The sequence below is a fragment of the Streptomyces sp. NPDC090025 genome, from assembly GCF_044748125.1.
In the GTDB taxonomy this organism is placed as follows: domain Bacteria; phylum Actinomycetota; class Actinomycetes; order Streptomycetales; family Streptomycetaceae; genus Streptomyces.
On record NZ_JBIVFL010000021.1, the window covers coordinates 91,294 to 106,085 of the forward strand.

Annotated in this window: 15 protein-coding genes; 7 read left to right on the plus strand and 8 right to left on the minus strand. The window is 75.6% G+C overall.

Going from position 1 to position 14,792, the window contains the following annotated elements:
• Positions 1 to 88: 88 nt before the first annotated feature.
• Positions 89 to 1,054: a LysR family transcriptional regulator gene (locus tag ACIPXM_RS33320; RefSeq protein WP_401663286.1), complete on the minus strand. Its 966-nt coding sequence runs from the start codon at positions 1,052 to 1,054 to the stop codon at positions 89 to 91.
• A gap of 183 nt (positions 1,055 to 1,237) precedes the next feature.
• Here ACIPXM_RS33320 and ACIPXM_RS33325 point away from each other — a divergent pair, with 183 nt between their 5' ends.
• Positions 1,238 to 2,014 carry a 2-phosphosulfolactate phosphatase gene (locus ACIPXM_RS33325; RefSeq protein ID WP_401663288.1) on the plus strand — a complete coding sequence of 259 codons (777 nt, stop codon included), beginning with the start codon at positions 1,238 to 1,240 and terminating at the stop codon, positions 2,012 to 2,014.
• On the opposite strand, the gene ACIPXM_RS33330 is transcribed toward ACIPXM_RS33325, so the two are convergent.
• From ACIPXM_RS33330 to rpmG, 3 genes are all read right to left on the minus strand, one after another.
• Complete coding sequence (locus tag ACIPXM_RS33330) at positions 1,995 to 2,822, minus strand: aminoglycoside adenylyltransferase family protein (RefSeq protein ID WP_401663290.1); 828 nt, start codon at positions 2,820 to 2,822, stop codon at positions 1,995 to 1,997. The genes ACIPXM_RS33325 and ACIPXM_RS33330 overlap by 20 nt on opposite strands.
• Positions 2,823 to 3,003: 181 nt before the next feature.
• Complete coding sequence (ykgO, locus tag ACIPXM_RS33335) at positions 3,004 to 3,126, minus strand: type B 50S ribosomal protein L36 (protein WP_401663292.1); 123 nt, start codon at positions 3,124 to 3,126, stop codon at positions 3,004 to 3,006.
• A 68-nt stretch (positions 3,127 to 3,194) separates the two neighbouring features.
• Positions 3,195 to 3,359, minus strand: coding sequence for a 50S ribosomal protein L33 (gene rpmG, locus ACIPXM_RS33340; RefSeq protein ID WP_401663294.1), 165 nt, complete (start codon positions 3,357 to 3,359; stop codon positions 3,195 to 3,197).
• Positions 3,360 to 3,659: 300 nt separating this feature from the next.
• Between rpmG and ACIPXM_RS33345 the strand changes: the two genes are divergently transcribed.
• Complete coding sequence (locus ACIPXM_RS33345; protein ID WP_401663296.1) at positions 3,660 to 5,684, plus strand: protein kinase; 2,025 nt, start codon at positions 3,660 to 3,662, stop codon at positions 5,682 to 5,684.
• 125 nt (positions 5,685 to 5,809) lie between these two features.
• Here the strand turns inward: ACIPXM_RS33345 and ACIPXM_RS33350 are convergent, their stop codons facing one another.
• Positions 5,810 to 6,946, minus strand: a complete 1,137-nt coding sequence (locus tag ACIPXM_RS33350) for a CU044_5270 family protein (protein ID WP_401663298.1) — start codon at positions 6,944 to 6,946, stop codon at positions 5,810 to 5,812.
• Entirely contained in the window at positions 6,943 to 7,950 is a 1,008-nt protein-coding gene (locus ACIPXM_RS33355; protein ID WP_401663301.1) for an RNA polymerase sigma factor, read from the minus strand. Before ACIPXM_RS33355 ends, ACIPXM_RS33350 begins: the two co-directional genes overlap by 4 nt.
• A gap of 156 nt (positions 7,951 to 8,106) precedes the next feature.
• Between ACIPXM_RS33355 and ACIPXM_RS33360 the strand changes: the two genes are divergently transcribed.
• The 5 genes from ACIPXM_RS33360 to ACIPXM_RS33380 all read left to right on the plus strand — a co-directional run bounded on the left by ACIPXM_RS33360 (position 8,107) and on the right by ACIPXM_RS33380 (position 12,575).
• Positions 8,107 to 9,789, plus strand: coding sequence for a serine protease (locus tag ACIPXM_RS33360; protein WP_401663304.1), 1,683 nt, complete (start codon positions 8,107 to 8,109; stop codon positions 9,787 to 9,789).
• A gap of 162 nt (positions 9,790 to 9,951) precedes the next feature.
• Positions 9,952 to 10,515, plus strand: coding sequence for a helix-turn-helix domain-containing protein (locus ACIPXM_RS33365; RefSeq protein WP_401663306.1), 564 nt, complete (start codon positions 9,952 to 9,954; stop codon positions 10,513 to 10,515).
• Positions 10,512 to 10,883, plus strand: coding sequence for a DUF4180 domain-containing protein (locus tag ACIPXM_RS33370; protein ID WP_401663310.1), 372 nt, complete (start codon positions 10,512 to 10,514; stop codon positions 10,881 to 10,883). The genes ACIPXM_RS33365 and ACIPXM_RS33370 overlap by 4 nt, the downstream gene beginning before the upstream one ends.
• Positions 10,884 to 11,076: 193 nt before the next feature.
• Positions 11,077 to 11,946: a class I SAM-dependent methyltransferase gene (locus ACIPXM_RS33375; protein WP_401663312.1), complete on the plus strand. Its 870-nt coding sequence runs from the start codon at positions 11,077 to 11,079 to the stop codon at positions 11,944 to 11,946.
• A 122-nt stretch (positions 11,947 to 12,068) separates the two neighbouring features.
• Entirely contained in the window at positions 12,069 to 12,575 is a 507-nt protein-coding gene (locus tag ACIPXM_RS33380) for a hypothetical protein (protein ID WP_401663314.1), read from the plus strand.
• A gap of 20 nt (positions 12,576 to 12,595) precedes the next feature.
• Here ACIPXM_RS33380 and ACIPXM_RS33385 read toward each other — a convergent pair whose 3' ends face one another.
• Together ACIPXM_RS33385 and ACIPXM_RS33390 are read right to left on the minus strand one after the other, a co-directional pair.
• On the minus strand, positions 12,596 to 13,486 hold the full coding sequence (locus ACIPXM_RS33385) for an SDR family oxidoreductase (protein WP_401663316.1): 891 nt from the start codon (positions 13,484 to 13,486) through the stop codon (positions 12,596 to 12,598).
• Between the two features lie 139 nt (positions 13,487 to 13,625).
• Positions 13,626 to 14,645: a sigma-70 family RNA polymerase sigma factor gene (locus tag ACIPXM_RS33390; protein WP_401663318.1), complete on the minus strand. Its 1,020-nt coding sequence runs from the start codon at positions 14,643 to 14,645 to the stop codon at positions 13,626 to 13,628.
• Positions 14,646 to 14,792: the final 147 nt, after the last annotated feature.

Consider the following 14,792-nt stretch of genomic DNA (forward strand, 5'->3'; position numbering starts at 1 on the left):
GGGGGTGCCGACGCGTGGGGACGCGTCGCTCACACCGTAGAAATCCCTTGGCCGGTACGGGAGTTGTCAGTCCGCCCCTGCCCTCGCGTTATGGCCCGGCGACCGGGGTGCGGGCGGCGCTGCGGGCCAGTGCCTCGGCGTGCGCGGCGCGGGCGTGCGCGAGGACATCGGCGGCCCGGCCCGCGGCGCGCCCCTCCGGGTGCCAGCCGAGCAGATGGCGCCAGATCAGCGGGGTGCCGACGAGGGGCCGGGTGACCAGGCCGGGGGTGGCGGGGAAGGTGGCCCGGCAGAGCCCGACGGCCCGGCCCACCTGGACCAGGTGCACACAGGACGCGGTGTCCGTCTCGTACACGCACAGCGGGGTGAACCCGGCCCGCACGCAGGCGGCGGCGAAGCAGTCGCCGAAGCAGCCGTCGCCGGGCACGTCGGTCCAGGAGGCGTCGGCGAGCGCGGCGAGGTCGATCTCGGCGCGGGGCGCGAGCGGGTGGTCGGCGGCGAGCATCACGTACACCGGATCGCGGGCGACCTCGGTCCAGGCGAGCCGTCCGGCCTCGGGCGGGGCGCTCTCGCCGCACGCCCCGACGAGCGCGAAGTCGAGCCGCCCGGCGGCCACCCCACCGGCGATCTCGCGTTCGGACCAGGAGGTGTACGTGGTGACGGGCGCGCCGCCGGGCCGTGCCGGTCCCGCCGGGCCTTCGGGGTGTGCCGGGGCGGCGGCCAGGCGGTCGACGAGCCCGCCGAGGAGGGGTCCGTGGGTGCCGCCGAGCCGGTAGCCCGCAGCACCCTCGCGGGCGAACCGCACGGCCTCCTCCTGGAGTTCGCAGACGGCGGGCAGCACCACCCGGGCCCGGTCCAGGACCAGGTCCCCGAGCGCGGTCACCCGCACCCCGTCCCGGCCTCGCTCGAACAGCGCCCCGCCGAGGGCCCGTTCGATCCGCTTGAGCTGCGCGCTGAGCGCGGGCTGGGCGAGCCCGAGCGCGGTGGCGGCCCGGGTGAGGCTGCCCGCGTCCGCGATGGCCCGGATCGTCTTCAGATGCCGCAACTCCAAGTCCATGCGCCGAGCTTGCCGCCCCCGCCCCGCAAGGTCCAGACCAATGCGGGGGCGGGGATGGCCGTACGGGGCGGGCCGGTGTCGTACGGGACGGGGTCCGCGTACGGCGCGAGGGCGGCGTACGGGCGGCGTACGGCCCGCGAAAAGGGGCGGCGGGGCGGGCGGTTCGCGCCGCATCATGATCCGATGGAGTCCCGTTTCCTCAGCATTCCCGAGGTCATCGAGCGCGCGGAACACGGCGAGTCGCCCTCCGTGGCGGTGGTCGTCGACGTCATGCGCGCCTTCACCGTGGCCGCGTGGGCCTTCGGCCGCGGCGCCGAGCGGATCGTCCTCGCCGAGTCCCTCGACGAGGTCCTGGCGCTCAAGGCCCGCCACCCCGACTGGGTGGCCCTGAAGGACGGCCCGTCCGCGCCCGGGTTCGACACCGTCAACTCGCCGGGCCTGGTGCGGTCGCTCGACCTCGCGGGCCGGACAGTGGTGCAGAAGACCACGGCGGGGACGGTCGGCGCCCTGGCCGTGAAGGACGCCCCGCTCGTCCTGTGCGCGAGCTTCGCGGTGGCGGAGGCGACGGCGCGGGTGGTGCGGAACCACCGGGCCGAGGCGGCCGGCCAGGGCAGTCAGGTCGGCGCAGCTCGCCAGGTCACGTTCGTGGTCACCGGCGAGGACGGCCGGGCGGACGAGGATCTGGCGTGCGCGCAGTACATCGCCGGGCGGGCCGCCCGCGGCGGTGCCGGTGACCCGGCGGCCGAGGCGGCTCCGTTCCTGGACCGCGCCGCCGCGTCACGGGCGGCGAGGGAACTGGCGGAGGGAGTCCGCGAAGGCGTCCACCCCGACGACGTCGCCCTCTGCGTCGAGCTCGACCGCTTCCCCTTCGCGATGGCGGCCGCCGTGGAGGACACACTCCTGGTGCTGCGGCCCTGGCCGCCGTCCGGGTCCGGGCGGCTCAGTCGGCGAACCCGCTGATCCGTTCCAGGAGCAGTTCGGCGTGGGGGCGTACGCCGCCTCGGAGCGGGGTCCAGTTCTCGGTGGCCTCGCCCCGGTAGACGGCCCGGGCGTGGGCCAGGACCGGATGCTCGGCGGCCGGGAGATGGGCGAGAGCCCAGGTGGCGGCCTCGTCCTTGGGGCGGATCAGACCGGTCGCGAGGGTCGACCAGATCCGGGCGAGGGTCAGCAGGACGTTGCGGGTGTCGGTGTCGAGGTCGGCCATGAGTCCGGGGACGCCGTGCCGGATCGCCCGCCGGAGGTCGGCGACGGGGACCGGGTCGAGCAGGGTGACGGGCGGCGGGCCGAAGAGGGCCGTGTTCGCGGCGCGGGCCATGGTGACGAGCGGCGCGAGGTCCGGCATCGCCTCGGGCGACGGCATGTCGTCCCGCTCGTACTCCGCGCGCAGCCACTCGCCGTACAGGTAGTCGCAGACCGGCGGGTAGCGCCAGGGCCGGACCGCTTCGGCGGCGACCACGATCAGTTCGACGGGACGGGCGGGGCCGCCGTGCGCCTCGGCGCCGGACAGCGCGAGCAACCCGCGGGTGAGGTCCCGGCGTTCGCCGGGGGTGAGACCGCGACGGGCGACGACCAGGACGTCGATGTCGCTGTGCGGGCGCAGCCCGCCGAGGACGGCGGAGCCGTGCAGACAGGCCCCGAGGGCCTGGTCGGCCAGGACCGCGCGGACGAGCCGTACGACGGAGCGGGTCTGGGGGTCGGAACCGGGCCGGGGGTCGGGCGCAGGAGCGGACCGGGAATCAGGTCGGGGATCGGGCGTGGGATCGGTCATGAGCGGGGGTCGGGATTCGGCCACGGGGTCATGTCGGGGATCGGGCATCGCATCGGCTCTCCGGGGGCGGCTGCTCGGGCGCCGAAGGTATCAGCGCTCCGGCCCCGTCCGCTCGGCGCGGACGGGGCCGGGACCCGATCAGGTCATGCGGTCACGGCGTGCCGCCGCCGTGCGGTCCGCGTCAGCCCTGGCGGGCCTTCATGCGCGGGTCCTTCTTGTTCAGGACGAAGACCCTGCCCTTGCGGCGGACCACCTGCGAACCGGGCCGCGCCTTCAGGGAGCGCAGGGAGTTGCGTACCTTCATCTCGTGCTTCCTTCCCATCGTGTCCCGAGTCGTGGTCCTGGGGACCGCTCGGCGGAACGGCCGAGCGGTCAGCGCTGCTCGCGGAACTCGACGTGCGCGCCGAGGACCGGGTCGAACTTGCGCAGGACCAGGCGGTCGGGGTCGTTCTGGCGGTTCTTGCGGGTCACATAGGTGACGCCGGTGCCGGCCGTGGAGCGGAGGGTGACCACGGGGCGCTGGGTGGAACGGGACATGGTGCTCCTTCCGGCTGCCACCACCGGATCTGATTGACTCGGGCATGTCAGCCTCGGTGGATGTAACAGTGGCACCCGGTGGCTCATTCCCGCCCCTCGGAGGACATCGGTGGGTGCGCGTGCGGTCACCCACCGCGATCGCCGGTACGGGGGCCGCGCACAGGCCCGGGTCGTGCCCTTCGCGCGTACGGGAGGGGCCGGGGCGGGGGCTCCGGCGCGTGGTCACGGCGGTCACCCGCAGCCGATAGGGTGCCGGGCGAGAAAGCGGGAGCCACAGTTCCGTACGGGGAGAGCGAATTGATGAGTGGTCAGCAACCAGGACACGCCGCCGAGGATCCGGCGGTCTTCCAGCCGCTCGCCGCGGACGACCCGACGACCGTCGCCGGATACCGCCTCGCCGCCCGCCTGGGCGCGGGTGGCATGGGAAAGGTGTACCTCTCGTACACCCCCGGCGGGCGCGCCGTCGCCATCAAGGTGATCAGGCCGGAATTCGGCGAGGACGCGGAGTTCCGGCGCCGGTTCGCGCTGGAGGTGCGGGCGGCGCAGCGGGTGCAGGGGCTCTTCACCGCGCCCGTCATCGACGCCGACGCCGAGGGCACCCGGCCCTGGCTCGCGACCGCGTACGTGCCGGGCCCGTCGCTCGCCGACGCGGTCGTCGCGCACGGGGCGCTGCCGGTCGAGACCGTGCTGCTGCTGGTCGCGGGCATGGCCGAGGCGCTTCAGGTGATCCACGGCGCGGGGCTCGTGCACCGTGACCTCAAGCCGTCCAACGTGCTGCTGGCCTCCGACGGCCCGCGCGTCATCGACTTCGGCATCGCGCACGCCGCCGACGCGACCTCGCTGACGGGCAGCGGTGTCACCATCGGCACGCCCGCCTTCATGGCGCCGGAGCAGGCCGCGGGCAGCCGGGTCACCCCGGCCACCGACGTGTTCGCGCTCGGCCAGGTCGCGGCGTACGCGGCGAGCGGGCTGCCCGCGTTCGGCGAGGGCACCGGGCACGGCATCCTCTACCGGATCGTCCATGAGCAGCCCGATCTGAGCACGGTCCCGGAGCGGCTGACCGAGCTGGTGAGCCGCTGCCTCGCGAAGGACCCGGCGGACCGGCCGTCGGTCGCCGAGGTGATCCGGCTCTGCCAGGCGGCGAACGCCGCGACCGTGCTGCGCCGCCCGGAGGACTGGCTCCCGAGCGCCGTGTCCGCCGAGATCACCGCGCGCGTGGCGATCCCGGCGCCGGTGCAGGCGCCGCCGCCCCCGATCTCCGCGCCCACGATCGCCCCGGCCGCATCGGTGGCGCCTGCCGCCCCGCCCACGGCGCCCGCGAGTCCCGTGGCCCCCGCGACTCCTCCCGCGACCGCGCCCGCCGGTCACGCGCCGACGGCGGCCCCCGGCCCTTCGGGACCCGCCGTGCCGCCCGCTCCCCCGCACCCGCAGCACCCCTACGCGCCGACCCAGGGCGTGGGCGGCGGTTACCCGACGGTGGTCCCCCAGCCCGGCCCGTACCAGAACCCGACCCCGAACCCGGGGCTCCATCAGGGCCCGAATCAGGGCCCGAATCAGGGCCTGAATCCGCATCCGACCGGCTATCCGGGTGGGGCCCCGACCGGGTACCCGTCCGGCTATCCGACCTCCCCGACCGGCTATCCGACCCCGTTCCCGCAGGCGCCGGGACAGCCGCCGACGGGCGGCCGGAAGCCCGGCAACGGGAGCGGCTCCGGTCGGCGCACGCTGCTCGTGGGGCTGGCCGCCGCGCTCGTCTTCGGTGTCGGCGGGGCGACGGCGGCGTACGTCGCGACGAAGGACGACGGCACGGGGAACGCGGCGAGCAAGGACAACACGCCCGGCGACCGGACCGGTTCGGGCGGTACCGCGAGCGGCAACGGTTCCGGCGGGAGCGGTACGGGCGGTACGGCGTCGTCCGCCAAGCCCTCGGTGAAGCCCGCGGCCGCGCCCCGCGCGTACCGGAGCATCAACCTCCCGGCCGGATACCACCTCACGCTCAGCGACACCGGCATGCGCCCGCAGGACGGCGAGGACGGCGGCTACGACCTGTCCTACGACACCGGCGGCTACCTGGACGCCGAGAGCACGGGCGGCCATCTGGTGCTGCTCGACCCGAGCCAGGAGGGCTCGCTCGCGGTCTGCCGCGCGGACACCCGCTTCACCGGCCAGGTGTACCTCGACAAGCTGTCCCCGGGACGCCAGCTGTGCGTCATCACCGGGTCGGGGCACATGGGCATGGTGACGGTGCGGGGCTTCTCGGCGGAGAGTTCGCCCAGTACGTACATGACGCTCGACGTCACGGTGTGGCCGGGCGGGGCGGTCTGAGCGGGAGCCCGGCGGGGCCGGGGCGGGGCTTGAGCAGTGGCCCCGGCCCCGGCGGGCCGGTCGCCGGGCGGGGGGCCCGGGGTACGGGGTACGGGGTACGGGGTACGACGGTCCCGCTCACCGGCTCAGGACCGGGGCGGCGTGGGGGTCGCGCCCGGGCGGGTGGCCGCCGCCTTGGTGAGGACGGCGGTGCTGCCGAGGACGGTGCCGGCCGGGCCCGCCGCCGTGGCGCGCGTGAGAACGGTGCGTTCGCCGAGGAAGGCGGACGAGTGCCGGTCGAAGATCCACTGGGTCTGTGCGCCGTCGCGCCCGGTACGGGCCACGGCCACGCCCTCGCGCCCCGCCGCGTCCCGCACGGCGGGCAGCACCGTCGTGCCGGGGATCCGGGCCGCCGCTTCGAACAGCGCGGCGGTCACCTTCGGCGGCGCCCAGGTCTCGGCGAGCAGCGTGCCGATGGCGGTGAAGGCCCGCTGCTGCGGGTCACCGCCGTCCGGCGTGGTCGTGGGGGTGACACCGGAGGTGGCACCGGTCGGGCGGGTCCGGTCCCGGATCAGGCCGAGCAGTGTGTCGGGGTCGGTGGGCAGCGCGGCCACGTAGGCGTGGGTCGGCCGGTCGATCGACGGCGCGCCGGGGCCCATGGTGCTCGGCCTCGGGGTCGCGCCCCGGTGGTCGATCACCTCGACGGGCCCGGACACGTCCAACGGGCTGTCCGGCGCCCCCTCCTCGCGCAACAGCCCCTCCTGGGTGCCGTCGGCGGACAGCCACACCTGGCGTCGGTGCGGCGACCCCGGCGTCGCGGGTCCCGTGCTGTCGGCCGCCCGGGCGGCGTGCGCGACCAGGCTCTCGATGTAGACGTAGCCGCCCGGCGGGACGACCGGCGCGGGCGCCGCGGCGGCGGCGTGCGCCGCCCGGGCGAGAAGCCCCGCGGCCGGTTCCGCGGCGGGTGTGGTCGCCGCCGATCCCGGCGGCACGGGCGACTCCCCCGTCGCCGCCACGGCGACCACCGCGACGGCCAGCGCACCGGCGAGCGCGGGGACCGCGAAGCCGACGCGGAAGGGTGCGGTACGGCGAGCGGTACGGCTCCGAGCCGTACGGCTCCGAGCGGTCGTCAGGACGGTACGGCGCAGGGCCTGTCGGCGCGGCGCGGTCAGACCGGGCACGGTGGGCGCGGGCAGCAGCTCCGTGAGATCGGCGCGCAGCCGGGCGTCGTCGCGGGCGCCGGGGCTGTCGAGGCCGTCGAAGCCGTCGAGGGGGCGGTTCACAGCGAGTCCTCCGGGACGGGAAGGGGGCGGACGGAGCAGGGGGTGGGGGCGGGGGTGGTGATGGCGGCCGGTGCGGCGCTCCGGACGGTGCGCGGGTCCGCGCGCGGACCCGTACCGAGGTGAGCGTGGGGACGCGTACCGAGGGCGGCCCGGGGATCGGAGCCGAGCCCTGCGGCCGGGCGGGCGTCGCGGTCCGCGCCGCGACCGACGCCGAGGCCCGTACCGGTGTCCGTACCAAAGTCCGCACCGAGGTCCGCACCGAGGTCGATACCGAGGCAGGGACCGGAATCCGGGCCGAACTCCCCGCTGACGTCCGCGCTGACGTCCCCGCCGCGGCCCGGTGCTCCGCCTCGCGCACTCGGCGGGACCGGGCCAGGGACCGGGCCAGGGACCGGGCCAGGGACCGGGCCAGGGACCGGGCCAGGGACCGGGGCCGCCTGTCCCGCGCGCTGCGCGCGGGACGCGCGGCTCGCCCGCAGTTCGGCGTCCGCCAGGGACCGGAGCCGTTCGCGCGCCCGGGAGAGCCGGGAGCGGACCGTGCCGACCGGGATGGACAGGGCCTCCGCCGCGGCGGCGTAGTCGAGGCCCGCCCAGATCACCAGGGCGAAGACCTCGCGGTCGCGGCGCCGCAGCCGCTTCAGGGCGGCGCGGGCGGCGGCGAGTTGTTCGGTGGTGTGGAGGCGGCCGACGATGTCGTCGGCGGGGTCCGGCAGCACGCCCCGGTCGGCGAGGCGGGCGAAGGCGGCGTCGCGGCGGCGGGCCTCGCGCGCCGACCCGCGCAGGATGTTGGTGGCGATGCCGAGCAGCCAGGGGCGCAGGCTGCCGCCGTCGGGCCGGAGGCTGCCGCGGCAGCGCCAGGCTTCGAGCAGGGTGGCGGACACCACGTCCTCGGCGGCCGCCGGGTCGCCGCCGACGCGCAGCGCGTACCGGTACAGCACGTCCGCGTGCTCGTCGTACGCCTCGCCGAGCGCGGCTGGGTCGCCCGCCCGGAAACGATCTCTCATGTCTGGTTCCACATGAGGTACTGGGCGTGGGTTCGCCCGGGTTCCCGTGACCCGCGCCACACTCGCCGCCGCCGCGCCACGAAAGGGCACCGACAGGGGGCCCCGGTGTGGCGCAGGTCACGGGAACGCGGGCCGCCCGTGCGCCCAGTGCAGGTCATGAACGTTTCTCCGACGCACCGCCGCACCGTCCTGCGCGGCCTCGCCCTCGCCACGGCGGGCACCGTCCTGCCCACGGTCGCCGCCGCGACCGCCCACGCCGCCCCTGCCCCCGCCCCGGGCACCGCCGCCGCCCGCTCGGGCGCCGAGCCCGACACGTACGCGTTGACGCTCGTCCATCTCGACCGCGCCGGTGCGCCGACCGGCGCGTACACCGTCCGGCTCGCCGCGCTCGAAGGGCCGGACGCGGGCGTGCTGCGCAAGCCCCACGACCCCTCGGGCACCGTCACCCTCCGGCTGCCCAGGGGCCGTTACCTGTTCGACAGCTCCATCGCCGCGTACGACGCGGCGGGCGCGGAGATCATCGGCACCGACTGGATGGTGCGGCCGCGCCTCGACCTCGACCGGGACATGACCGTCGTGGTCGATGCCCGCACCGCCCGGCAGATCGACGTCCGGCCGCCGGACCCGACGGCGCAGATGCAGATCGGCGGGGTGTTCGTGGAGGTGACGTACGGCGGCCGGCGCACGACCGCCAATCTGGTGCACACGAACCCGAACACCCGGATGGCGCACCTGGGTCCGGCGGCCGAGCCGGGTTCGGTGCGTTCGTGGGTCGACGCGTACTGGAAGGGCGACCGGACCACGTACGTGATCGCGGACGTGCTCACGTCCGACCGGACCTGGACCGGGATCGTCCGGCGTCCGGAGCCGGCCGAGCTGGGCACGCTGGTCGTGCGCGCCGTCGCGCCGCCCGGCGGGCCCGGCTACGGCCTGGTCGACTGCACGCCGCAGGTGGGGGCGACGCCCGGGTTCGGCCAGGCGATGCGTGTGCCGGGCGCGACGACGATCATGGTCTCGCCGGAGCGCGGGGACTGGGACGTCACGTACACGGCGCCGATGGAGGACCCGGAGTCGGAGGAGCCGAAGGAGCCCAACCGGTACTTCGTGCGCGGGATCACGGTCCCGGCGGGGCGCACCGTCGTGCACACCTTCGACGCCCCGGTCTTCGGGCCCGCGCTCGACCCGTCCCCCGACGCCCGGCCGCCGGGCGTCCGTACCGGCGACACCCTGGAGCTCGCGCTGCCGCTGCTCGCGGACGGCGACGGACATCTGCCGACCGCGCCGCCGCACCGCTCGGCCCGGACGACGCTGCACCGTGACGGGAAGCTGCTCGCGAGCCACGACGGTGACCCGGGGCTGGCCACGTTCACGGTGCCGCCGGGGCGCGCCGCGTACCGGCTCACCGCCACCGCAGCACGGCCGGTGGGTACCGTCACCGCCTGCTGGTCCTTCCTGTCGGCGACGACCCGGTCGCCCGTCGAACTCCCGCTCAGCGTCGTACGGTTCACCCCGCCGCTGGCCCCGGACGGCACGGCGGCCCCGGGCCGCACCCACTATGTGCCGGTGGCGGTGCGGGGCGCGGCGGCGCGGTCGGGGTCAGGGACAGGGACAGGGCCGGGGATGGGGATGGGGCCGGGGGTGCGGTCGCTGACGGTGCGGGTGTCGACGGACGGCGGGGTCCGCTGGTCCGTGGCGCCGGTGGTCGGCGGCCGGTTCGCGGTGGCGGCGCCGGGGCCCGGCGGGACGGTGTCGCTGCGCGCGGAGCTGGTCGACAGCTCGGGCAACACCCTCACCCAGACCCACATCGACGCGTACGGAACGAGCCCGGCCACGCTCTGATCCCCCCTCTCCCTGTCCTCGTTCCCTCACCTTAACGCCCTGCACCTTCCCTTGCTTCCCTTTATCTCCCCTAGAGTTCCCTATCGATCTCTCAAGGTGGTAGATTGAGCGCCGTAAGGGAAGGTAAGGGTAAGAGGCAGTAAGAGGATCGAGGCCGGGCGCATGAGCATGGTGGAGCGCTTCTACACGGTGGAGCAGGTCGCCGAACTGCTCGATCTGCATGTGAAGACCGTTCGGGGTTACGTCCGGGACGGTCGACTTCCGGCCACCCGTGTCGGGCGCCAGTACCGGATCGCCGCGGCGGACCTGGAGGCGTTCACCGCCACACCGGCGGTGCTGCCCGCCGCGTCCGCTCCGGCGCCCGCGGCGGCGCCGACGGTCCGGGCGCCGCGCGCCGACGCGTCGACCGTCGTGCAGATCGACGGGGTGGACCGGCACACCGCCGACCGGATCGCGAACGCGATCATGGCCACCCAGCTGGGGCGGCACGAACGGGAGCGGGGCGGGGCTGGGGCTGGGGCCGGAGCCGAAGGCGCCTTCGGGTTCGGGTCGGGAGCCGGGCCGGGAGCCGGGTCCGGGTCCGTCGGTGCCTCCGGAAGCCGACTGCGGGTCGAGGCCGTCTTCGATCCGGACCGGGACGCGCTCAAGTTCGTCATCCTCGGCGATCTCGACCTCACCGCCGACCTGCTGAAGGTGCTCGACGCCATGATCGGAGGCATGAAGTGACCAACACCGTGCGCGACATCCACGGCACGCCCGTCTTCTTCTGCGCGGCGGAAGGTCCGCCGCTGCTGGGTGAGCGGGACGCGCTGGACGTGATCGGCGAAGGCTCGTACGCCGGTGCCTCCTGGGCGGCGGTGCCGGTCGAGCGGTTCGGCGACGACTTCTTCCGGCTGCGTACGAAGCTGGCCGGGGACATCGTCCAGAAGTTCGCCAACTACCGGCTCGGGCTCGCCGTGGTCGGGGACATCTCCCGGCATCTGGAGGCCAGTTCGGCCCTGCGGGACTTCGTCCGCGAGTCCAACCGGGGCACACAGCTCTGGTTCGTGACGGACGAGCGGGCGTTGGCGGAGCGGTTGGCGCCGTCGGCCTGAGGCCGGGTGGGACCGGTCGCCCGCGCGGCCCACGGGGCGACACGTGGGGCCGCCCTCTCCACGGGATCAGTGAGTCCACGGGATCGGTGAGTCCACAGGTCCAACGAGAACTCGGAGGCGCCGCCGCCCGTACGTCTCGTACCATCGGCGCGCATCCACCCCCACGCCCGCCTCTCGGATCACCAAGGACTCTGTGAACCACTCCGATCTCCACGCCAAGGCTCCCTCGCTCGCCGCCGGTATGGCCGCCGCCGACCACAGCCCGGACAGCCAGCTCGCCCAGACCCGCCACCGCGCCGCGCTCGTGGCGGGCTGGGGCATCGAGGCGGGTGCCACCGTGCTCGAACTGGGCTGCGGTCAGGGCGACATGACCGCCGTCCTCGCGGAGGCGGTCGGGCCGGAGGGGCGCGTGGTGGCCGTCGACGTGGCCGACCCCTCGTACGGGGCACCGGTCACGCTCGGAGAGTCCGCCGCGCGGCTGGAAGCGGGCCCCCTCGGGCCCCGTATCGACTTCCGCTTCGGCACCGACGTCCTCGACCCGGCGGTCGACTTCCCGAAGCACGCCTTCGATCATGTGGTGCTCACCCACAGCTCCTGGTACTTCAGCTCGCTCGGGCAGTTGCGGGACACCCTGGTCCGGGTACGGCCGTGGGCGCGGCGCCTGTGGTTCACCGAGTGGGACCTGACACCGACGTCCGGGGACCAGCTCGCGCACCTGCTCGCCGTGCTGGTCCAGGGCCAGATCGAGGCCGCCGGATCGCACGGCCAGGGCAACGTCCGCACCCCCTTCTCCCACGAGGCGCTGCTGCGCCTGCTCCCCGAGACCGGCTGGACCGTGGACGGCGGCGGGCCGGTCGTCACCGACGGACTCCAGGACGGCGACTGGGAGATCGCCGCGTGCCTCGACCTGATCGGCCCCGACCCCTCGGCCCCGGCGGACGCCCTGTCCGGGCTCCCGGATCCGGTCCGTCACCTCGTCCTGAGCCAGGCCGACACCCTCAGGGCGATCGCCCTGCCCGACGGCAACCGCCCGCTCCCCGCGTACTCGGTCACCGCGCACTGACCGACGGTCGGGGGCCGGGGGCCGCTCCCCCACGGCCCCGCAGGGCGCCCCCGTCACCCGTGCGCATGGACCTCACCCCGACCTCGCCCCCGTACCGGCCCGCCTGCGCCATCGTGAGATCCATGCGCCCGCGCCCGATCCTCGCGACAGCCGTGCTCCTCCTCGCCGTGACCGCCACCGTCACCGGCTGCGTCGCCGTACCCGAACTCCCGCCCCGCACCACACGACCCGCCGTCGAACTCGCCCCGCACGACGACCGGCCGCCCACCCCGCTCCCCTCCGCCTGGCCGCCGCCCACCCAGGACGCGCCCCGCGAAGCCCTCGCCCTCACCGACCCCACCGACCCCGCCAGCGCGGCCCCGTCACCGGCCGGAACACCCCGCGCCACCGCTCGCCCTCCCGCCGTCGACGCCTCCCCGGCCCACCCGCCCGGTCACGCGCAGCGGTCCGCCGACAAGCCGCGGTCGGCGAAGAAGCCCCGGCCGAAGCCGGCGGCCGTGCCGAAGCGAACGGTCGCGCCACGACCGGCCTCCACGGCGGGCGATCTGCGTGCGCTCTGCCGTGAGGCCGAACGCGTCCAGATCCCGTACGGGGTCCCCGCCCTGTGTCGCGGCACGTACGGCCGGTGATGACCGGCCCCAACGGTCGTTCAGCCCGGTGACGGGCCCGGGCCGTTCAGGAACTCGCGTGCTCCGCGCAGGGTCGAGCGCAGCGTCCGCAGGGTCGCCGTGCTGTCCAGGCGTACGTCGAGCGCGCCGGGCAGCGGGCTGTGGGCACGAAGAGCGGACGGGAGGCGCGCCGCGGCCAGGCCGTCCCTGCGGGCGATGAGGGTGCCGAGTTCGTACCGGCTGAGGGCGTCGGGGCCCGCGAGGTGGTGCACGCCCGCCGCGTCGGACGCGGCCAGTTCGAGCAGGGCCTCGGCCAGGTCGGTGACGTGGACGGGGCAGCGGATGTCGTCGGTGTAGAGGGCGCCTGCCCTGGTTCCGGCGGCGAGGTCGTGGACGAGGCGCTCGTGCTCCGAGCGCCCATGGCCGATGATCAGCGACGTGCGGACCACGGCGGCGGCGGGATGGACGACGAGGATGCCGGTCTCGGCCGCGGCCTTGGCCGCCCCGTAGGGGGTGACGGGGTCGAGCGGGCACGACTCGTCGTACGGCGAGGCCCGTCCGGAGAACACCGCGTCGCTGGAAAGGTGGACCAGGCGGATGCGGTGGCGGGCGGCGGCGACCGCGAGCCGGACGGGGCCCTCGGCGGTGACGGCCCAGTCGGCGCCCCCGCTCGACGTGTTGATGACGACGTCGGGCTGTACGGCGGCCAGGACGGTGTCGACCTCATCGGCGTCCCGCAGGTCGAGGCGGTGCCAGTCGACGGTGGCCGCGGCACCGGCCGCGACACCGGGCCGGGTGGCGTAGGTCGCGGCGGTGGCCCACCCCGAGTCGGCAGCCCGGCGGATCAGTTCACCACCGAGGAAGCCGCTGCCGCCGACGACGAGAACCGACGTGGCCCCGGCCGGAGCCCCGGTCGGAGCCCCGGTCGGCACGACGGGGTCGGTGGTCCGCCCCAAGATCCCCCGCACGCGAGGCGGCGACTGACGGAAGCGCATCGCCCCATGCTGCCGGACGCCACCCCGCGCCGGACAGAGGGCCCCGGGTGGAGCACTCCCGCTGGGGCGCCACGCCTCACTCCTCGCCGGACACCGCCTCCGGCACCGCCACGACCATCGCGTCGAGCCGTTCCGGCTCCGCCACGACCTCGATGCCGGTGATCAGACCGTCCGTCAGGACGAAGGTGAGCACGATCCGCAGGCGGCCCTGCGGCGCCATCACCAGGCCGAACGCGCCGTCGACCAGGGCCAGGCCGGTGAACTGGGCGCGGCCGATCGCCGCCATCGCGCCCTGTGCCACCGTCCGGCCGCCCGCGACCAGGACCGGCTCGGGGGTGGGGATGACCATGCGGTCGGCGCGGAGCACGACGTCGGGGTGGAGCAGCCTGAGGAGGGCGTCGAAGTCGCCGCCGCGGGTGGCGGCGAGGAACGCGGCCACCACTTCGCGCTGGCGCCCGGCGTCCGAGGCCACGGCGGTGGCACGGACGGCGGACCTGGTGTCCGAACCGATGCCCGAACCGGCGCGGCCAGCGGCACCGGCACCGCCGCCGACGCCGGTGTCGCCCTTCACCCGGCGGCGGGCGCGGGAGGCGAGCTGGCGGACGGCGGCCGGGGTGCGGTCGAGCATCGGGGCGATGTCCTCGAAGGGGACCGCGAACATGTCGTGGAGCACGAAGGCCAGGCGTTCGGCGGGCCCGAGGGTGTCGAGCACCACGAGGAGGGCGACGCCGACCGCGTCGGCGGCCAGGGCCTCCTCCTCGGGGTCGATGCCGCGCGTGCGACCGCCGCCGATGCCGTCGCCCTCGACGTCACCGGGACCGATGTCGCCGGGTCCGTTGTCGAGCCGGGCGTCGAGGGAGTCCTCTCGGCGGCGGTCGCGCGAGCGCAGCATGTTGAGGCAGACCCGGGAGACCACGGTGGTCAGCCAGCCGCCGAGGTTGTCGACCCCGACGATGCCCGCGCTGTCCGCCCGCAGCCACGCCTCCTGGAGCGCGTCGTCCGCCTCGGCGAGCGAGCCGAGCATCCGGTGGGCGACGGCCCGCAGCCGTGGCCGGTCCCGCTCGAAACGCTCGGTGAGCACCGCGCTGTCACCCATGGTCCGTCCCTCTCCCCCGCCACACGTCGCTCGTGTGCCCGTCACTCGTGGCCGCCGCCCGCCCTGCGTGGCGCTGCCCGTCCATCGTCGCCGCTGCCCGTCGCGCGTGTCCCGCCGCCCCCGTGAGGAGGCTCGGGCTCACCCCTC